Origin of the sequence: Dysgonomonas sp. GY75, assembly GCF_015234155.1 — a bacterium.
Lineage (GTDB): Bacteria > Bacteroidota > Bacteroidia > Bacteroidales > Dysgonomonadaceae > Dysgonomonas > Dysgonomonas gadei.
In genome coordinates, this window is the sequence record NZ_JADCLQ010000037.1 from 17,211 (window position 1) to 37,032 (window position 19,822).

The following is a 19,822-nucleotide window of genomic DNA, read 5'->3' on the forward strand; positions in this document are numbered from 1 at the left end:
AATACAAGTTCAACTTTAGAATCGGGTTATGACTTTAACCTCTCCAGCTGCTCTTTAGAAAGGCTGATGTATTTCAGTCCCTTCATTTTAGCATCACTTACCGCGGACCTGACTTCATATTCAAGAAACTTTCCACGCGAATATTCTTCTATTTCCGAAAGCGGTATTTGTATTTCCCCCTCAATTACAGGTGTTTCTTCCCCCATCTCAGGAGCAGCCTCTATTGGTCTTTCTTCCACTATAAGTGGCTCTGATTGTTCTTCCGCTTCCGGAGCGACCTCGTATACATCCGGGATTTCCCTTACAGCCTCTATTGCCGGTTCTTCATCTAAAAATGCAATAGCCTCTTCCTTCTCTTCTTTTATTGCTGCAACTATATCTGCGACATTACCAGGAACAGGAGGAATCTCAACCTTTATCACCTCAGTTTTCACGATTTGTTCTTCCTTATAAGGAGGAGGAGTATCAGCAACCGCCTTGTTTTCTTCAATAATCCCGGATAGGACATCCTCAATTTCATCAATCTTATCCCGTTCCAGTTCATATAGATTATCTATTTCATGCATCTTATATTGCAGCTGAGGCATTTTTCGCAAAAGCTTTTCTCGCTCAAAGCATACAAGTGAAATATATGGTTTGCCGGAAAAAGAGGTTTTGAGATCAATTATTATCCTGTAATCTTTACTCTCCCTCACTTTATAATCTATAAGATCACGGTAAGACAACCGATGAATTACATCATCCTCTTCTATGAAAATGAACTCTTTAGCCGCACTATCATAGCTGAATAAATAGAAGCCGACAGCGCTGTCTATTATCTCATCCTCGTCGAACCCCTCGCAGGTTTTAAGAATAGAGCGAAGCCTTTGAGAATAGGAATCGGCCCAATTAAACCCGTTCGATGAAGTTTGGCTCTGCTCGCGGCTTTGTTTCATAAAATGATTTACGAGCCGGATAATGATAAAGATAAGGATTGCATAACCGAATATTGACATTGGGGTAAATTATTGAGAATTTATAAAATGACGACTCTAACAAACTTACAAAAAAAATAGAGATGATAGACTCTTTACAGAGAAAATCGATTGGATTAAATAATTCATATATGACATTAACAGGCATTTAATGTATGAAAATACAAAAGAATTAAATACCTTAGACTCCGGAAATAAGCGTCAACTATGGAAAATTTCATCGACATTGCAGTAAAAAATCAGGAAAAAGCATATGAAATAATAGAGAAAACCGAAATTATCGGAATCTGGGAATCAGTCGGTGCAGAAGTAAACCTTGTAGGTTCTCTTAAAACGGGATTACTGATGTCCAACAAAGATATCGATTTTCATGTATATTCTTCCCCATTGCTCGTATCCGACAGTTTTCTCGCAATGAGTAAACTGGCAGCAAAACCCGGTATCACCCGGCTGGAGTACATAAATGGCATTGAAACGGAAGAACAATGTATCGAATGGCATGTACAATATCAGGCTGAAGACGGATCGGCATGGAAAATCGATATCATTCATATATTGAAAGGCTCAAAATACGACGGATATTTTGAACGAATGGCTAAAAGAATAAATGAAGTTATGACCCCTGCACAGAGGCAAACTATATTGAAGTTGAAATATGAAACCCGTGGAATGGAGAGAATAATAGGGGTAGAGTATTATCAGGCTGTTATCAGGGATGGAATAAACAATGTAGAGGATTTCATAAAATGGAGAAAAGTAAATCCGGTAGGATACATTGTGGAATGGATTCCTTAACCGGATAAAGTTATAAAAATAAAAGTGCAGGCAATATAACACTACCTGCACTCATTATATATTTTCCCCGATTATCCGTTATCCGTTCACTTTCTTATAGTCGGCAAGGAAAGTAGCCAATCCGCTATCGGTGAGAGGGTGTTTCAGCAGCCCTTTGATGGCGGCCAAGGGGCATGTGGCCACATCCGACCCCACTTCGATACATTGGATAATGTGTTGCGTGCTGCGTATCGAAGCCGCGAGAACCTGAGTATCCATATCGTATGTGGAATACATATCCACTATCTTGCCTACCAGGTCTATACCATCACTGGAAATATCATCGAGACGCCCAACAAACGGCGACACATAAGTCGCTCCGGCTTTTGCGGCCAATAGCGCCTGTCCCACAGAGAAGACCAGTGTACAGTTAGTCCGGATACCTTTTTTGCTGAAATACTTTATAGCTTTAATTCCATCTTCTATGCAAGGTACTTTTACCACAATATTTTTGTGAAGAGCAGCAAGCTCCTCCCCCTCTTTTATCATCCCCGCATAATCCGTCGCTATTACCTCGGCGCTGACGTCGCCATCCACGATGTTACAGATTTCCACATAATGCTTACGCTGGTTTTCCACACCTTTTATCCCTTCTTTTGCCATCAGGGAAGGATTTGTTGTTACTCCGTCTAATACTCCGAGATCGTTGGCTTCACGGATCTGGTCCAAATTGGCTGTGTCGATAAAAAACTTCATAATAGGTTATTTTTTAATGGGTTATTATCTGTACCTCTAAGTTCCGAATATATTTTAATAAAAACAACTCTAATGAGCCTATTGTTTTTTAGGCATATGCCATTCTCAGATAAAACCTTTCCTTATACGGATACACCGATTCCGCTAAATTTCAATATGTTTTGTCCGGTCTGATATTAATTATATCTTTGCGTTAACATTAAAACAATTTATGTCTCTTACACGTAAGAATATATTGGTGCTGTAAATAGCCTGTAATCTGTAATACAACTTACTTTTACCGGCTATCCCTTCATTCTTTACCCGAATACTTCATTTTCGGGTGATTTTTCTTTTATATTTTATTAAAAACATTTTGTGACTATCATCTATGAAGGTTTGTTATACCCTCATATCACGATATGCACAAACTAAAAGCATCAATTATCATGGATAAAGAAATAAAAACAACAGAAAAAGAAATAAGACTGGTAGAAGATTTTGATCTGATATTCGACTTTTACAAGTTAGTAAACAGGCAAGGGCCGGGAAGCATAGAGATAACTAAGCTAGCTCTGAATTTTATACCGGGTCTCCCTGTCAGCTCAAAGATCGCAGACATTGGTTGCGGTACAGGAGGACAAACTATCACACTAGCGGAAAATACCTCAGGGCATATCACGGCCATCGACTTATCGGAAAAATTTATAGAAATACTGGATAAGAATGTCAAACAGGCCGGATTTGAAGACAGGTTCACTAACCTTATTGGCTCTATGGAAGATCTTCCTTTTTCAGACAATGAACTCGATCTTATGTGGGCCGAAGGCTCTATCTACCATATAGGTTTCGAAAAAGGACTGCGCGAATGGCATCAGTATCTTAAGCCGGGAGGATATATCGCAGTGTCGGAAGTATCCTGGATTACAAAAGAGCGCCCGCAGGAAATAGAAGAATTCTGGGTGTTGAACTATGACGGGATCGACACCATTCCTAATAAAGTAGCTGCAATGCAGAATGCAGGCTATATACCTATCGCTCATTTTGTATTACCTGTAAATTGCTGGCTCGAAAACTTCTACGATTTAGTAGAAGCGGCAGTAGATCCATTTCTGAAACAGCAAAATAATAGTGAAGAAGCCAAACAGTTTATAGAAAGCCAGCTGACAGAAATCAATTTGTATAAGAAATACAAAGATTACTACAGCTATGTATTCTATATCGGACAAAAAATCGGATAAATGATGGTTATAGAAACAGCACGACTGAGAATTGTTCCGCTAACAGCGGAGCAATTCCGTCTGCTCTTGCTCGGAGTGGACAGAATGGAAGCAGAAATGGGACTGATACCGTCCGGAGAGAGCCTCGATAAACATGTCCAACAGGCAATGGAGTATCAGTACCAAAAAGCATTATCAGACACAGATAACTTCATCTGGCTTACCAACAGGCAAATCATATTGAAATCGGAGAATAAAGCCATCGCCAGTGCCAATTTTAAAAATTCGCCGCAGGAAAATGCATGTGTTGAAATAGGATATGGTACAAATACCCGTTACCGCAATAAAGGTTACATGACCGAAGCCGTACGGGCAATGTGCGAATGGGCATTGAGTCAGCCGGGAGTGAAATCCGTAACAGCAGAGACAGAAAAAGGCAATATCGCATCACACAGGGTATTAAAGAAATGCGGCTTTGTAAATTATCAAAAAAATGAAAATAGCCTATGGTGGAAACTCGATTCAGTAAAAAGCAGTAATATGAATAATATAAAAATTAGAAAAATAGCACAAGAGGAACAAGCTGAAGTATATAATCTGATTAAGGCAGCCTTTGAAACAGCAAAAGTAAAGGACGGAGACGAACAGGACTTCGCCCAAGAATTACGGCAGGGAGATAATTATATTCCGGAGATGGATTTGGTTGCAGAAATGAATAATAAAATAGCCGGACAAATCATGTTCACAAAAACATATGTAACAAGAACTGACAACAGCAAAACAGAAGCCCTTCTCATTGCACCCATTTCTGTTCTTCCCGAATACAGAAATTTAGGTATCGGCTCTGCATTAATTCGAGAAGGTTTCAGGCTTGCGCGCGAGATGGGCTATAAGGCCGTTTTCCTTTGTGGTGATCCTGCATACTATCACCGGTTTGGGTTTAAACCTACATCCGCATATGGGATCAGGCATATACTGGAATTCACTGAAGAGAATGTGATGGTATACGAACTGGTTGACGCTACACTTGAAGGTATGGACGGGACTGTAGATTTTTGTTAAAATTTATTGGATTATTATACTATAAAAACGGGCCATATCCATTATTTTTGTAGTCATATTCCAAACACATTATGATTACACGCAAAAAATATTGGTATCATATTATCGCCATCTTCACGGTGATAGTATGGGGGACGACATTTGTATCCACAAAAATACTGATCGGATATGGCCTTTCTCCTGTCGAGATATTCCTTTACCGCTTTGTGCTGGCTTATATAGGAATATGGTTTTTCTGTCCACGCACTCTTTTTGCAAACAGTAAGAAAGATGAACTGTTGTGCGTTGCTGCCGGACTGACAGGAGGCGCATTATATTTTGTATTTGAAAATACAGCTTTGGGTATAACACTGGCTTCCAACGTTTCACTGATAGTATGTACTTCACCTATTTTCACCGCCTTGCTGACATTCCTTTTCTACAAAAAAGAGCCATTAAGACCCCGTCTTATTACCGGATCGCTGGTCGCCCTCGTAGGTATGGCTTTGGTTGTTTTCAATGGTAGTTTTATTTTACAGATCAATCCTCTTGGCGACATGCTGACAGTATTGGCTGCCTTGTCCTGGGCTTTCTACGGCATTATACTCAAACAGCTGAACGGAAAATACTCCACCTTGTTTATTACCCGGAAAGTTTTCTTTTACGGAATTATAACCATGCTGCCTTTCTCCCTGATGGATTCGGCTACATTCACTCCCTCTTTGCTCATCAATCCCGTAATAGCATCAAATCTCATCTTTCTCGGGTTAATAGCGTCACTGCTGTGTTTTATCGCATGGAACAGCGCCGTGAAAGAATTGGGAGTGGTGCAAACATCCAATTATATCTATTTCGTTCCACTTGTCACATTACTCACATCGGCAATTGTTATCGATGAACATATAACGATTGTCGCACTGTTTGGCTCCGTATTTATCCTGTTGGGTGTCTATGTGGCAGAGAATGGCTTCAAGTTGAAATTCAAACCCGGATAAAGAGACTGTCTTTATCTTAAATATTCTTGTTTTCAATACATCTGTATTCCGATTTTTGTTAGTATCTTTACTATATCCTAATAGATATTGATATAAAATTAACGATATGACAAAAAAAGTATTAGCCGTAACTTTAGTAGCTGCCATAGCCAGTGTTACAGTATATGCTTATATCCAGAACCAAAAAAAGAAAAGACGCAGAAATCTTCCTGTAACCTTTATCTAATTGAGTTCGCTCACATCTGCAATCCCATTGCGGTTGAACAACACACGGTATTTTCTGTAGTATTCGTCTTTATCGGATATACATTGCACAATAAAGTACAATGAATAGACTTTATTGCCTTCTATCTCCACAATACCTTTCTCCTCATCGGACATATATAGCGGAATAGAAGGATTATCCATCTTCTGTGTAAAATTCAGCAGGTTGAAACGGGTAATATCATTAATGCCCGATAAGCGGTATTCCTTATACTTTTCTATATCTTCCCTCGACAGGCTTACCCATTTACGATAGAGTACAATTTTCTCGTCATAAAACTGATTTTCGGCTTCCACAAGAGGTGAACGGGCCCTTAAATTACGGACTTCTTCGGGCAGCTTGCTTTCTTCGATATAGTCAAACGCTTCTTTTATCCATCCTATTTCCTGCTTGCGGATACTCAGTTTCAATTTGGTATCGAAATACTTTTTGCCCAGCTTGGACGAAAAATAGTAGCGCATCATATCTTTTATCCGGTCTTTGAACATATAACTGAAGACCAGTATAATAAACAGGTCGGTGGTAAAATTTCCAAACCGCAATGTGGCAAAAAAAGACACGACAGTAGCAAACACCATAGCTATGCCCGCCGCTATACTATAATAAAACTGCTCGGCCAGCAATCCGTCCTTTTTCCGCACTATTTGCAGGAACAGATCGCTTTCTACAAGTTTCTTCAAGATATTCCGCTGAGAAATGACCAGGCTGTTATGCTTTTCGTCATCCTTATCCAACAGCCTGAACCCACGCTTTTTACGATGGGCGATTTCGTCTTCCACCAATCGGTGTAATTCGGGCTTCAAACGTGCATATACAGGCCGCCCTTCCAGAAATCTCATGATCTGAAACGTGTATTGCTCGGTGATATTCCCAAGGAAGTCGTCTCCATAGAGGAAGAATTCCCTCTGTTGTTGGGTAATATCAGGTTTAGTCAACTCATCCCACATTTCACGGTATTGCAATGCTATATCCCTGATATCACGTATATAATTTTCGACATGTAAAGCTACTTTTTCATCTGTCGTCGTATTCTTTATTATCTGCACATGGCGTCGCAAGGCACTTTTGAGAATACAAACAAACATTTTCACCTGATAGACGAAGCTCTCCGACTTTACCTCATCGGCAGGATTCACCGCCAAATCGTCCAGCGCTTTCTGTAAACGGGGTAAAGGTCCCCGCCCCGCTTTAAGTATTTCGGCCAGTGAGTATATCGGGGTAATGAGACGGATATTATTCTTTACATCTCTGTAGAAATCATTTTTCTTATAGGTAGAACGATTTATATCGAGGCTATTGGGCAGAAACAACCAGGTGTTGATCTTGAAATCATTCACATCCTTAGTGTTTTTACTGGTAATAAAACCAATCTTAAACTCTAATGAAAAGTTATCGTGTACTTTTACTTCGGTATCAATCATTATTTTTCCATTCGCTGTAAGGATATTTTACTAAAGATGAATTATAGTAACGGCTGTCTCCTGTCACTTCCGCTCCCAACCAGTCGGGCCTGTCAAACCCTTCTTCTTTATCGGCCAGTTCTATCTCGGCCATTATAAGTCCTTCGTTTTCGTCATGAAATTCGTCCACCTCAAATTTACGGATTCCATTCTTGATATAATAGCGTACTTTATCAATAATGCCCGGTTCGCATAGCTTTATCAACTCACGGGCTTCCTCTCCGGGTATTTCTTTCTCCCACTCGTAACGGGACATGCCCGACTCATCCCCTGCACCTTTAATCGTAATATACGCTTTATCTCCTTTTATACGGATACGGACGGTACGTTCAGGCACAGAAGACAAGTAGCCCTGCACGATCTCCTCGTGTGCATAAGCATATTGCTTAAAGTCGCCTCTGACTAAAAACTTCCGTTCTATTTCTAAAGCCATAATCTAATCAGCAAATTTGAAGATAAATAAATTAGTAAATGTTTTCAGCAGATTATCCTGACCACCCTGCGAAAAACAATATGCCAATGGAAGAGTATTTATACTTTACCCCATTGGCATATCGGTTATATACTCGCTGTATTATTGAATAATCTGCTTTATAGCTCCCATATCAGGATAGAAGATAACCTTTATAGGTAATTTATTGTTATCAAACATCTTTTGAACGAGTACATCCTGTACACCGTATTGTACAATGTCACAATCTTTTTGTACATAGTTTCGTCCGTTGTATGATATCTGCAGACTGGCTTTTCCCGGAATATTATAAATTATTCCTGCCGAGAATTTCTTTTCCATATCTTTCTCTTCCTTAGGGGTAAGTACCTGTACTTGTCTTGGCTCTTTATTCTTTAAAGTAAGGGCCACAGGAGAACCGGAAAGATCATCAGCACCTACAACACCCAACTTAGACGAAAAACGGAAGATAATACGGTTGTCTATATTCTTTTCATCAGGGATTACAACAAACTCCTTTGTTCCCGCTTCCACTGTTTCTGTGCCTGCAAACATGGCCGTGAGTGCTTTCTCCTGTTCTTCCAGTTGAGTCATTACCAGTTTATATGCGTTACCATCAGGCGGCATATTATCGGCATCTCCGGTAAGTATATTGTTACGGCTTTCGCGCAACCGGTAAATCTGTTTGGCTATCAGTTCAGCCTGCTTTGCAGTAGAACCGGCTCTTAATATCTCTTCCGACAGGAAACTGCGCGGATTTGGAAGACTTGCCGAGGCCACGGAAGCGTCTCCTTTAGTTTCTTCTTTTGGAAATGTATAATCATCGTTGATAGCACATATCAGGCCATCTTTTGTAAGCGTTACAAACGGAGCAGTAGTATTCGACCTGAACTCCACAAGGTATGATTTATCTTTATCGACCACACCTTTTGCAGTTGCATCTATTTTATCCAATGTATAAGATACTGCATCTTCTGTTATAGGATTAGAAATACTCAGATAGCGCTCGGCATACTGAAAAAACTCTCCGGCTTTACGTGTTTTTTTTGTATAATCTACAGTGATTACCAGCGATGTTTTGGGCAGCGAATAGGCAACGCCGTAATCATTTGCTTTCACAGCGCTCATCTTCACTGTGTTCTGGGCTGTTCCGTAATTTGCCCCGATAAAGAGGAACAATAATAAACTTATATAATATCTCATAAGTCTTTCATTTAAAAATATTAGTCTCACAAAGCTAATTATTTTTTGCGAAATACTTACAATAGATAATATCCGCTTAGGGCAAACGCACGAAATATGTGTTTTTATGCAGAAAGTTTATCTATGTATTTTGAAGTATACTAGTTATCAGTTTACTAGTTTACAAGAAAAAGAGTTCTTTGAAAGAATTAATTAGCAGATTTGAAACATCGTTCAATGGAACAAAGTGTAGTTAAAATTAGCATATTAGCAAATGAGTGAAACGGTGTAACCTTTGTTACCTTATCAAAGTAGTAAGTATTGAGTACTAAGTTGAAAGTTATATGAGATACAAGTAAACAAGACACGAGATACAAGTTGCTGACTGATGACTGTTCACTGTAAAGCCACTTATGCGATAGCCTAAGCTAACGGCGAATAGCTATCAGCTAAAAGCTGAAACATGTGTTACCTTTGTTACCTTTTTTAAGAGTTACAAGTTACTGCGCCCTACGGGCAGTTACAAGTTATGAGGGAAAAAATTAGCTCTGCTGACCGTTGGTTCTTAATTTTTCATTCTTAATTATTAATTGTTTTCTGTGTTACCTTTTAACGATATATAGTTAATGAAATAAAAAATGACAGGATGAAAATAGTAAAAAAGTTGTCAGAAGTGTCAGGTTTTAACTATATATAGTTAAAAAAAATGCAAATGAGATCGACGGTTAAAATTCCTGATTTTCGTGCGGTTGCCCTGATATCTGCTTTGAATGGCTCCTGTTATTTATTGAAGTATTTCTCAATAAACACTATGATGGTATGATCGAGGTATTTCCATCAGGAAATGAATAGATTAGGTTCAACGAGACATATGCGATATTATTTTTTGCCTTTTCGTTTCAATTCATCTCTCAGCAAAGATGCCAATTCGTAGTCTTCACCTTCAATTGCATCTTTCAACAGAGTTTCCAGTTCATCCTGATTAAGTAGAGAATAATCCAGAGCCAGATGATCCCTTTCATCTTCGGGAGTAGTTGCATCCTGGATAGAGTTCTCATCAAATACTATGGCTTGCTCCTGCATAATGGCTTCTGTTGTAAATATAGGGGACTTCGTCCTCAATGCAATTCCCACCGCATCGGAAGTCCTGGATTCTATCTGAATATTTTTATCTCCCTGACTTAATATCATACGGGAGAAAAAAACACCATTCTCATATTTATATATTTCTACTTCGCGCAGAATGATACCAAATTGATGAAGCAACGAACGGAACAGATCATGGGTAAGAGGTCTGGGAGGATAAGAGCCTTGCAATTTGAAAGCTATCGACTGAGCCTCTGGAGTGCCTACTACAATCATCAGCCGGCGTACACCATCTTCTTCAGCCAGAACCAATCCGTATGCCCCTGATTGTGTCTGATTGAAAGAAAAACCCAGAACTGATAATTTTATTCTGTCATCCATGTTGTAAATATAATATGAGATCAAAAATACTGATTTATTTTGTATCGTCGCGAGAATCGTTCTTGTTTTAAAACATTTTAAACTATTACCCTGATCAGGATATAGCATTTTTCTACTATTTCGGAATGCGATAAAACCTTTGTTTATATTTAATTGCGAATTATGATTACCAAAAGAATAAAAACTTATCTTTGCAAAGAAAAAACGAACAATAGGTATATGAAGAAATCCCATTTTCTGCAAACGCTATACTTGCAAAAACCTCTTCTGCTTATTCTCCTCATTGCCACATTATCTACTTTACCGTGGATTGGACTCGGGGAATTCTATACTAAGGGAGAGCCTCGCGAGGCAGCATTAGCTATATCTATGATCGAAAAAGGAGAATGGATCATCCCGTCCAGCTATGCCGATGAGTTCGCATACAAGCCTCCGTTAAACCATTGGTTGATTTCCGGTTTTTCCCTTGCTATAAACAAAGGAGAAGTGACTCCATTTACCTCGCGCCTACCCTCAGCTCTGGCATTTATTGCCATGATAGGTATCTGTTTTATGTTTTTTGCCCGCCGCCGTCCGGTTCTTGAAGCATTCATATCCTGTCTGATAATAATCACCTGTTTCGAAATACATCGGGCGGGCATGACTACACGAATAGATATGCTGCTCACATTCCTGATGGTTGCTGCACTGATTCAATTATATATATGGCATGAAAAACGGCGATTCGGGTTGCTTATATCAGCGTGGGCCTTCCTTAGCCTGGCGACTTTAGCTAAAGGACCCGTGGGAGCTCTCCTGCCTTGTCTTATTTTTGGAATATTCCTTCTCTTCCAACGCGAGAATTTCTTTAAAGCTTTGCTGAAATGTCTGGCTATATTAGTTTCGGCTCTCATTGTTCCACTTATTTGGTATTATGCAGCATATCAAATTCAGGGAGAGGCTTTTCTAAATAAGGTTTTCGCCGAGAATTTCGGGCGCTTTCTGAGCATAGACTCTTCAATCCTGGATATAGACTATGAACTGGGCGTGGAAAATCCATGGTATTACTACCCTATTTCGCTCATTGCAGGATTTCTTCCGTGGACTATATTGCTGGTTATATCTTTATTCTTCATCAAATACAGAAAACCATCGGGGACAATAAAATCTTTCATCTCCAAGATTATATCAATGGATAAGGTACTTCTGTTCAGTCTGCTTATCGCAGTTGTAGCCATTGTATTTTTTACGGTTCCCTCTTCGAAGCGGAGCACATATATCATGCTCACTTATCCGTTTATTGCTATTTTTATCGCCCGCTTCTTTATTTATCTTACAGATGCTAAACCTTTGGCTGTACGCATATCAACCTCGATATTGTTAACTGTAAGCATACTGGCATTGCTAGTTGTAATATTGGCATATACGGGTATAATAACCGAAGATATGGCGCAATCCCTGTCGAAAAGGGAAAGGACCTTGCGGGACATTCATGTATTCTTTGACCTGTTCCGGAATCCGGGATGGCTTGGATTATTTGGCATAACCGTACTGCTTGCCGCCATAGTAAACAGTTTCTATCTGTTGAGAAAAAAGATGAATCTGAAAATACTGATGGCCGGATTCGGACTCATGTTGGCAATAAATATATTTATGGACTCCTATTTGCTACCGGGCTACAAAGACGCGTATTCTACCCGCCCGTTTGCCGAACTCCTTGCGAAGAAGTATGACCTTAATGACAACGTATATGTGACTAATTACCTGAAGAGCTACAGAAATCTGTATTCTCTTAATTTTTCGATGCATAACAGGTTTAAAAATATAGAAAAAGAAAAACCTGACTATGGTTACTTTATCGCCTTAGAGCTGGATATAGACAGAATAAAAGAACAATATAAAGAGTATGAATTTACTCTGCTCGAATCGAGCGATAAGATGAACGAAAACAAAAACGAAATACTGTTCTTCAAGATAAAAAAGAAGAATTAGCATATTGAGACAAACTTAAAAAGCACACATGAAAGAGCAGTTAACCGGACTGGCTAAGCGGAAAGCCATCAGACAACTAATCAAATATGGTCTGGTCGGTATTGTAGGATTAGTTATAGATATGGGAATATTTTACCTGTTGGTAAATAAATTCTCTGTGCATTATCCGTTTTCGGCAACGATAAGTTCATTGTTGAAGGGAAACATGTCTATAGGCATGTTGGATATACTCATATCCAATATAATAAGCCAGACTCTGGCCGTCGTAAACAACTTCATCCTGAATAGTTATTTTACATTTAAGGTTACGGATCAGAAACTAAAACGTTTTATGTCATTTGCCTCTATTGCCATAGTGGGCATGATCATTAGTTCAATGTTATTGACATTATTCATAGGTATAATGAAAATAGATGATATGCTGGCTAAAGTATTCGCTATTTTTATTGTTGCTGCTATACAATTTGCCATAAATAAGTTCTTCACATTCAAAGAACATAAAAAATAATTTAGTATCATATTCTTTGATAACAATTCAAGGTTTTTATCAAACAAAATTTCACATAATTTGTTTAAATACTAAAGAGAATAATAAATTGTGACCAGACTACGCCTAATGAACCAGCTTTATTAAGAATAAAGCACTATTACTTTAAAAACAAACTCACATAACCATTCTCTGATAATAGAATTAATAAAAATGCTAAGTAAAGGTTTAAGAAAGCACGCTTCAAATCCTGTAATAGGACTTTTCCCCTTCATCCTGTTCATAATATTACATACTATGAACGTAAAGGAGCAATTCGCATTATGCGCAGGCTTCGCTCTGGCTGTTTTCGGAGAATTATTCTTCCGGATGTACTATAAAAGCCGGGCTTTTAGTGCGACGTTCTACATTTCAGCTATTTCCATTATGATCAGCCTTATTGTATGGCTTATTATTCATCCGTATGTAGAAAAGCCAAATACATACATCGTTATTTGTGAAGTCATCATAATCTGTCTTTTCATGCTCCTCAGGGCTAGTAAGACATATATGGCCGCCCACTTTTTCCGTCAGAAAAACCTGATACAAAAAGCCCTGTTAAATGAGTTTTACGATTCGGCTACATTTATACAGTACGGACTCACTCTCCATGTATTCGGCATTATGTTGTATCGCCAGTTCACCGTAAGTAGCCAGAATGTTCATATCTCCGAAATTATAATCTTCTCTATCGTACCAATTCTTATCATCCTATTGATAGGGGTCTATCAGGTTCTCAAAATCAGCAATCTGGTAGCCAAACTAAGGAAAGAAGAATGGATCCCGATCGTAACAGAGAAAGGTGAAGTTACAGGTAAGATTGCAAAGAACGTATCCATAAACATGAAAAACAAATTTTTACATCCTGTGGTTAGAGTAGCATTGATTTCAAACTCTAAAGTGTATTTACAGGAAAGGTCTCTGAATGATATATTGAATCCGGGAAAACTTGACTATCCTTTCGAAAAATACATGCTCTTCAACCACGAGATCAATCTGGCTGCACGCAACAGTATCCGTAAGATGGTAGGTGATGAGATAGATTTTTCCATTAAGTTCCTGCTGAAATACGTCTTCGAGAATGAAGACACAAGACGCCTGATATTTTTATTCACAGCAAATATTGACGACGAGGACTTAATAAAGAGGAATGGAAAAATGAATGGAAAATTCTGGACAATAAAACAACTCGAGGATGGCTTTGCTGATGAAATATTCAGTGAATGTTTCGAACTGGAATTTGAATATCTGAAAAATATGGTACTGGTTCCATCAGATATTTTCGTACAACCCAAGGCTAGTGTAAATTAAATCCGCTATAAGTTCTTCCGGTTTTTCCATACCTGAAAAGAATTTACAACATTTTGCCAGAGCACATATGCTCCAGGCCCAATCGACGAAATAGGATTCAGATATGTTTGTGCCATCCAAATAGCCAGGATGGTATTTTTTTGTCCAAGCCCCTGCCCTCCGGCAACAGTATCATCATAAATACGTCCTAACCGGCGGCCAACCAAAAATTGAGAAACGCAAACCACCAAAGCCGCTAATGCGACACCTACCTCCATAATGTAATTCGGACTCTCCTGATCTGAAATAAACTGAACAGTTTTTCCCGTAATAATTACCAATGCGACAGACCAGATATAGAAAGACAGGCTTTTGGCCTTCTGTATCTCGTAATGCACTCTCGGCAGAAACTTTTGTAAGAGAAGAGCACCAAAAAACGGCAGGAACAATAATATAAATACTTTCTGAAAGACAACCCATAACGAATCGGTGAAAGACGTAGCATCTACTTCTCCGGTAAAAGCAAATATGACAGGAGCGACAACAACTATTGTCATATTACTAAGCAGGCTGTAGGCCGTCAGGCTGGCTACATTGCCGCCCAACATACCTGTAATGACAGGTGCCGATGTAGCTGTAGGTGCAAGAACGCAAATCATAGCTCCCTGCGCAATTATGGGATGTACGGGTAACAGGAGTAAATAAACGGCAATACTTCCGGCAATCTGTATCAGTATCAGCCAAAGATGAAGGCGTGTAAACTGAATATCCCTGAAAGAAATATTGCAATAAGTGATCAGCAACATCACTACAATAAGATACGGCGTAAGAAAAGAAAGCGCCCCCATATACCGATGCAGTATAATCCCTGTAATCATGGCTATAGGCATCATATACGATTTTATCTTATTAAGCATAATCGTGGAAACTAAAGGTTTTTGAGCATATAAATGGTACATGCATAATGTCCGGAGTCGCCAAGAGGATGATCCAACTGTTTAAAGCCAAAAGACTCATACATGGACACGGCTTTAGAAAATTCGGGAAACGATTCCAAGTATAGTTGTTTATATCCTAATGCCAGAGCACGATCAATAGACTTTTCGAATAAGCGAAATCCGAGTTTCTTTCCTCTTGCTGAAGGTGATAAGTAGAGTTTTACTAATTCGGCACATCCTTCGGGCAATCCTTTTGTCGGATATATACCGCATCCCCCTATAAGTAACCCATTTTCTTCTGCAACCCAGTATTCGGATCTTGCTTCGGAAAAATATTGGAAGAGAGCGTCTGTTTCAGGATCACTATATACCGTACCTACCTTTTCAGAGCCAAACTCTTCAAATACAGCCCTGATTAAAGCGGCAAGTTCCTTATTATCTTTTTCCTCTATGGGACGGATTAGTATTTCATCCATTATTACAAGTCTTGATATAATCAGTCTTTAATAGCCATAGTTCACCTGCTCTCTTTAGGCAGCGCAGATCCTACTACGGCATATACTTTGTCTATCAGTTCGGGCAGGTCGTCCGATTTAAGATTAGCAGTTTCTATCGGGTCATGGAAAGTAAGGGTTATTTTTACAGGATTCATTATCCACGAATGAATAGGCAATACCTTATACGCTCCATCGATGGTAAGCGGAACTATCGGCAGTTTAAGGCTCAGCGCCGTCTGGAATGCTCCTTTTTTGAATTCAGCCATCTTCCCGTCCGGAGATCGGTGACCTTCAGGAAAAACAACGGTAGACATACCATCTTTGAGCGTCTCTTTTGTTTTCCGCATCGTATCCACTATTCCCTTTCGGGTGGTGGAGTCTACAAATACGTGTCCGGCTTTGTCGGATGCGAAACCCACTAAAGGCATCTTTTTCAGGCTTTGCTTCATCAGCCATTTAAAATTGTGCCCCAAGTATCCGTATATAAGGAAAATATCAAAAGCGCTCTGGTGATTAGCCACAAAAACGTACGACTGATTTTTATCGAGATTCTTATTCCGGTTGATTTTGATTCTTAATAATGCGGCCATGCATACAAACCTGCCCCAGATCACTCCGGGATAATATCCCCAGAATTTATTGTTGCCAATAACAGAGCCTATTATAATAGTCAGTGTACACCAAATGGTGGACAGAATCAGTAATGGAACAAATATTAACCACTGGTAAGGAAAGTATAAAATACGAGCCATATTATTTATCTTTTGGAGGGTTAAATAGAAAGGAACTGCTACCGGTGCAGCTCCTTTCTTTTATTTTCATACGATCGGGGAAATTACTTGCTCAGATTAGCAATACTTTCCTTTATCGTTTTTATTTTACTTTCCGCATCTGCCTGTTTCTTGCGCTCATTTTCTACAATTTCAGGCTTGGCATTAGCTACAAACTTTTCGTTGCCGAGTTTATTGGCTACCGATTTGAGAAAACCTTGGAGATAAACAAGTTCTTCGTTGAGTTTCTTCAATTCGGCTTCTATATCGATGTTGTTACCCAGAGGTACGGAAAATTCAGTTGTACCAACTAAGAAAGATACGGCGGTAACATCTTTTTCATTGACAGTCTTTATTGAAGTAAGATTTCCCATCTTGGAAATAACACTATCGAAAGCAGTATTGTATCCGCCGATAACCTCAAGCGACAATTTTTCTTTATTCGGTATATTCTTTTGCAGGCGGATGGTACGCACTCCGGCAATAGTTTCTTTTACCTTTTCGAAGGCTTCGAGCAGTTCGTTATCAGATGAAGATTCTTTTGGCATATCGGAAACCATAATACTTTCTCCTTCTTTCCTTTCGGTTAATGCCTGCCATAATTCTTCTGTGATAAACGGCATAAACGGATGAAGAAGACGGAGCAACGAATCGAAAAAGCCAAGTGTAGCTTCATACGTCTTAGCATCTATCGGTTGCTGGTAAGCAGGCTTCACCATCTCCAGATACCATGATGAGAATTCATCCCAGAATAGTTTGTAGACTGCCATCAGAGCTTCTGACAAACGATACTTACCGAAAGAATCGTCGAGTTCCGCAATCGTTTTAGCCAATATATTCTTAAACCATTCTATCGCTATTCTAGCCGATTCGGGTTGTTCAATATTCTTGTCCACTTCCCATCCTTTTACCAGACGAAAAGCATTCCATATCTTATTATTGAAGTTGCGCCCCTGTTCGCAAAGAGCCTCATCGAACGGAATATCATTTCCTGCCGGAGCAGTGAGCAGCAATCCCATGCGCACGCCGTCTGCGCCGTATTTCGAAATCAGATCGAGCGGATCAGGAGAGTTACCTAATTGCTTCGACATCTTACGCCCCTCTTTATCGCGTACAATTCCTGTGAAATAAACGTTTTCGAAACAAGCCTTATTGCGGTATTCGTATCCGGACATAATCATACGGGCTACCCAGAAGAATATGATATCCGGCCCTGTTACCAGGTCATTAGTAGGATAATAATATTTTATATCCTCATTTTCAGTTTGGTTTATTCCATCGAATACTGATATCGGCCACAACCATGAAGAAAACCATGTATCGAGGCAATCTTCGTCCTGACGCAAATCTTCCATTTGCAGATCCGAATTCTTTTTTCTAGCCTCAGCCAATGCTTTTTCAGGAGTCTCTCCTACAACAAAACCTCCCTCAGGTAAATAATAGGCCGGAATCTGATGTCCCCACCATAATTGACGGCTTATATTCCAGTCCTTAATATTTTCCATCCAATGGCGGTATGTATTTTTAAACTTGGCCGGATAGAATTTGATTGTATCGTTTTCAACTGCATCGAGTGCAGGCTTTGCCAGATTTTCCATTTTCAGGAACCATTGCATCGACAATTTCGGTTCGATAGGTACATGCGTACGCTCCGAGTATCCGACACTATTGGTATATGCCTCTGCTTTTTCGAGCAGACCCAACTCCTGCAAATCCTTCTCTATCTTTTTGCGCACATCGAAACGATCCATGCCTTCATATTGAAGCCCGTATGAATTCAATGTACCATCATCGTTGAAAATATCGAGTCCTTCAAGATTGTATTTCTCACCGAGCATATAGTCGTTCACATCATGTGCAGGAGTAACTTTCAGAAACCCAGTTCCGAACTCCATATCCACATATTCATCCTCTATAACAGGTACAACACGATTGGCGATAGGTACAATAACTTTCTTCCCCTTCGCAAAAGCTGTTTTAGGGTCATTCGGATTGATACATACAGCGATATCTCCAAAGATAGTTTCGGGACGGGTGGTAGCAATTACCACAAAATCGGCCCCCTCAACTCCCCCAAAGGGGGAGCTACTAAGAGAGGCTTGTATTTTTGATAAGACAGATTCAGTATTTGCTATCACTTCTTCGTTTGTAAAGCGGAGGACACTGTATCCCAAATCGTTTAGAATCTCATCTTTTAATTTATCAGCTGCCGCAATTTCCGGCTCATTATGGTATTTCCCATCAACTTCGATAATAATTTTCTTATCCAGACAAACAAAATCAACTATAAAATTCTCTATAACATGTTGTCTTCTGAATTTGTCTCCTAATTGCTTTTTCTTTAACATCTCCCACAAAGCGCTTTCAGCCTCAGTCGAAAACTTCCGCATATCCTTCGCATGCTCCTTTAGCAAATTATAATTATCCCATTTTGCAGTCTGGTATTTTGGTGCGTCAGCCACACCCCCCTCGGGGGGCAGGGGGGCTAGTTTATACCTTATATAATACAGCTTTCCATGCTCTTCCTTATGGATAACTTCTTCATCCGAAATTGCGGTTTTGGCGGCAGGGTCCCAGTTTACCATACGGATGCCGCGGTAAATAAGTCCTTTATTATATAAATCTACGAATACTTTTATTACACTTTCCGACCGTTTTTCATCCATAGTAAAACATGTACGATCCCAGTCGCACGATGCTCCCAACTTTTTCAGCTGTTCCAGGATGATTCCTCCGTGCTTATGAGTCCAGTCCCATGCATGTTTCAGAAATTCGTCACGTGTAAGATCATATTTACTTACACCTTCAGACGCAAGTTTTGCCACCACCTTTGCTTCGGTTGCAATGGAAGCATGATCGGTTCCCGGCACCCAGCAGGCGTTCTTACCCATCATGCGGGCACGGCGTACAAGTATATCCTGAATAGTATTGTTCAGCATGTGCCCCATATGCAGCACACCTGTGACGTTAGGTGGAGGGATAACAATCGTATAAGGTTCACGACTATCGGGTTCCGAATGAAAGAACCTGTTTTCCAACCAGTATTTATACCACTTGTCTTCTACTTCTGCAGGATTGTATTTACTTGCAATTTCCATAATTAATCATTTAGTAACAGATAGAGTTAATGATACATTTTTGAATCATAATTTACTATTGTTGCTTCATTTACCAAAATAATAAACAGGTCTGTGACCTTAAAACTTTTAGAGGGAACAAAAATACGAAATAGTTTTCAATCATTTCTTATTTTGCAGTATTCAAGT

17 protein-coding genes are annotated in these 19,822 nt (G+C 39.5%); 7 read left to right on the forward strand and 10 right to left on the reverse strand.

The annotated features are described in order from the left end of the window. Window positions 1–26: 26 nt before the first annotated feature. Complete coding sequence (locus IR083_RS15765; protein ID WP_194225046.1) at window positions 27–995, reverse strand: hypothetical protein; 969 nt, start codon at window positions 993–995, stop codon at window positions 27–29. Between the two features lie 186 nt (window positions 996–1,181). Here IR083_RS15765 and IR083_RS15770 point away from each other — a divergent pair, with 186 nt between their 5' ends. Further along, a complete protein-coding gene (locus tag IR083_RS15770; RefSeq protein WP_194225047.1) occupies window positions 1,182–1,769 on the forward strand; it encodes a phosphoglycerate mutase family protein in 588 nt (195 codons plus the stop codon). A gap of 78 nt (window positions 1,770–1,847) precedes the next feature. On the opposite strand, the gene fsa is transcribed toward IR083_RS15770, so the two are convergent. Then, entirely contained in the window at window positions 1,848–2,504 is a 657-nt protein-coding gene (gene fsa / locus IR083_RS15775) for a fructose-6-phosphate aldolase (RefSeq protein WP_006800866.1), read from the reverse strand. 428 nt (window positions 2,505–2,932) lie between these two features. On the opposite strand from fsa, the gene IR083_RS15780 reads away from it, so the two are divergent. The 3 genes from IR083_RS15780 (at window position 2,933) to IR083_RS15790 (ending at window position 5,739) form a co-directional block, all read left to right on the forward strand. Further along, window positions 2,933–3,724 carry a class I SAM-dependent methyltransferase gene (locus IR083_RS15780; RefSeq protein WP_194225048.1) on the forward strand — a complete coding sequence of 264 codons (792 nt, stop codon included), beginning with the start codon at window positions 2,933–2,935 and terminating at the stop codon, window positions 3,722–3,724. Continuing rightward, window positions 3,725–4,765 (forward strand): GNAT family N-acetyltransferase, encoded by a 1,041-nt coding sequence (locus IR083_RS15785; protein ID WP_242052449.1) that lies wholly within the window; start codon window positions 3,725–3,727, stop codon window positions 4,763–4,765. Window positions 4,766–4,836: 71 nt separating this feature from the next. Continuing rightward, window positions 4,837–5,739, forward strand: a complete 903-nt coding sequence (locus tag IR083_RS15790; RefSeq protein ID WP_194225049.1) for a DMT family transporter — start codon at window positions 4,837–4,839, stop codon at window positions 5,737–5,739. A 222-nt stretch (window positions 5,740–5,961) separates the two neighbouring features. On the opposite strand, the gene IR083_RS15795 is transcribed toward IR083_RS15790, so the two are convergent. The 4 genes from IR083_RS15795 to IR083_RS15810 form a co-directional block, all read right to left on the reverse strand. Next, window positions 5,962–7,425, reverse strand: coding sequence for a hypothetical protein (locus IR083_RS15795; RefSeq protein WP_194225050.1), 1,464 nt, complete (start codon window positions 7,423–7,425; stop codon window positions 5,962–5,964). After that, window positions 7,418–7,897, reverse strand: coding sequence for a CYTH domain-containing protein (locus IR083_RS15800; RefSeq protein WP_194225051.1), 480 nt, complete (start codon window positions 7,895–7,897; stop codon window positions 7,418–7,420). The genes IR083_RS15795 and IR083_RS15800 overlap by 8 nt, the downstream gene beginning before the upstream one ends. Before the next feature lie 141 nt (window positions 7,898–8,038). Further along, the gene (locus IR083_RS15805) at window positions 8,039–9,118 is read right to left on the reverse strand and encodes a DUF4831 family protein (RefSeq protein WP_194225052.1); all 1,080 of its coding nucleotides are present in this window, start codon (window positions 9,116–9,118) and stop codon (window positions 8,039–8,041) included. An 858-nt stretch (window positions 9,119–9,976) separates the two neighbouring features. Next, on the reverse strand, window positions 9,977–10,564 hold the full coding sequence (locus tag IR083_RS15810; RefSeq protein ID WP_194225053.1) for a bifunctional nuclease family protein: 588 nt from the start codon (window positions 10,562–10,564) through the stop codon (window positions 9,977–9,979). A 219-nt stretch (window positions 10,565–10,783) separates the two neighbouring features. Between IR083_RS15810 and IR083_RS15815 the strand changes: the two genes are divergently transcribed. The 3 genes from IR083_RS15815 (at window position 10,784) to IR083_RS15825 (ending at window position 14,372) form a co-directional block, all read left to right on the forward strand. Continuing rightward, a complete protein-coding gene (locus IR083_RS15815; RefSeq protein ID WP_194225054.1) occupies window positions 10,784–12,535 on the forward strand; it encodes an ArnT family glycosyltransferase in 1,752 nt (583 codons plus the stop codon). Window positions 12,536–12,563: 28 nt separating this feature from the next. Beyond that, a complete protein-coding gene (locus IR083_RS15820) occupies window positions 12,564–13,043 on the forward strand; it encodes a GtrA family protein (RefSeq protein WP_006800854.1) in 480 nt (159 codons plus the stop codon). Between the two features lie 276 nt (window positions 13,044–13,319). Next, a complete protein-coding gene (locus IR083_RS15825) occupies window positions 13,320–14,372 on the forward strand; it encodes a hypothetical protein (protein WP_242052450.1) in 1,053 nt (350 codons plus the stop codon). 5 nt (window positions 14,373–14,377) lie between these two features. Here the strand turns inward: IR083_RS15825 and IR083_RS15830 are convergent, their stop codons facing one another. The 4 genes from IR083_RS15830 to IR083_RS15845 all read right to left on the reverse strand — a co-directional run bounded on the left by IR083_RS15830 (window position 14,378) and on the right by IR083_RS15845 (window position 19,654). After that, window positions 14,378–15,268: a bile acid:sodium symporter family protein gene (locus IR083_RS15830; protein ID WP_194225056.1), complete on the reverse strand. Its 891-nt coding sequence runs from the start codon at window positions 15,266–15,268 to the stop codon at window positions 14,378–14,380. An 11-nt stretch (window positions 15,269–15,279) separates the two neighbouring features. Then, entirely contained in the window at window positions 15,280–15,765 is a 486-nt protein-coding gene (locus tag IR083_RS15835; RefSeq protein ID WP_194225057.1) for a GNAT family N-acetyltransferase, read from the reverse strand. A gap of 41 nt (window positions 15,766–15,806) precedes the next feature. Beyond that, window positions 15,807–16,538: a lysophospholipid acyltransferase family protein gene (locus IR083_RS15840; protein ID WP_194225058.1), complete on the reverse strand. Its 732-nt coding sequence runs from the start codon at window positions 16,536–16,538 to the stop codon at window positions 15,807–15,809. 83 nt (window positions 16,539–16,621) lie between these two features. Then, window positions 16,622–19,654: a valine--tRNA ligase gene (locus IR083_RS15845; protein WP_194225059.1), complete on the reverse strand. Its 3,033-nt coding sequence runs from the start codon at window positions 19,652–19,654 to the stop codon at window positions 16,622–16,624. Window positions 19,655–19,822: the final 168 nt, after the last annotated feature.

Coding starts and splice junctions, on each gene's coding strand:
- IR083_RS15805 (WP_194225052.1), bottom strand. CDS start 9,118: ATGAGATATTATATAAGTTTATTATTGTTCCTCTTTATCGGGGCAAAT.
- IR083_RS15810 (WP_194225053.1), bottom strand. CDS start 10,564: ATGGATGACAGAATAAAATTATCAGTTCTGGGTTTTTCTTTCAATCAG.
- IR083_RS15800 (WP_194225051.1), bottom strand. CDS start 7,897: ATGGCTTTAGAAATAGAACGGAAGTTTTTAGTCAGAGGCGACTTTAAG.
- IR083_RS15815 (WP_194225054.1), top strand. CDS start 10,784: ATGAAGAAATCCCATTTTCTGCAAACGCTATACTTGCAAAAACCTCTT.
- IR083_RS15840 (WP_194225058.1), bottom strand. CDS start 16,538: ATGGCTCGTATTTTATACTTTCCTTACCAGTGGTTAATATTTGTTCCA.
- IR083_RS15770 (WP_194225047.1), top strand. CDS start 1,182: ATGGAAAATTTCATCGACATTGCAGTAAAAAATCAGGAAAAAGCATAT.
- IR083_RS15825 (WP_242052450.1), top strand. CDS start 13,320: ATGAACGTAAAGGAGCAATTCGCATTATGCGCAGGCTTCGCTCTGGCT.
- IR083_RS15830 (WP_194225056.1), bottom strand. CDS start 15,268: ATGCTTAATAAGATAAAATCGTATATGATGCCTATAGCCATGATTACA.
- IR083_RS15795 (WP_194225050.1), bottom strand. CDS start 7,425: ATGATTGATACCGAAGTAAAAGTACACGATAACTTTTCATTAGAGTTT.
- IR083_RS15820 (WP_006800854.1), top strand. CDS start 12,564: ATGAAAGAGCAGTTAACCGGACTGGCTAAGCGGAAAGCCATCAGACAA.
- IR083_RS15780 (WP_194225048.1), top strand. CDS start 2,933: ATGGATAAAGAAATAAAAACAACAGAAAAAGAAATAAGACTGGTAGAA.
- IR083_RS15835 (WP_194225057.1), bottom strand. CDS start 15,765: ATGGATGAAATACTAATCCGTCCCATAGAGGAAAAAGATAATAAGGAA.
- IR083_RS15785 (WP_242052449.1), top strand. CDS start 3,725: ATGATGGTTATAGAAACAGCACGACTGAGAATTGTTCCGCTAACAGCG.
- IR083_RS15765 (WP_194225046.1), bottom strand. CDS start 995: ATGTCAATATTCGGTTATGCAATCCTTATCTTTATCATTATCCGGCTC.
- IR083_RS15845 (WP_194225059.1), bottom strand. CDS start 19,654: ATGGAAATTGCAAGTAAATACAATCCTGCAGAAGTAGAAGACAAGTGG.
- fsa (WP_006800866.1), bottom strand. CDS start 2,504: ATGAAGTTTTTTATCGACACAGCCAATTTGGACCAGATCCGTGAAGCC.
- IR083_RS15790 (WP_194225049.1), top strand. CDS start 4,837: ATGATTACACGCAAAAAATATTGGTATCATATTATCGCCATCTTCACG.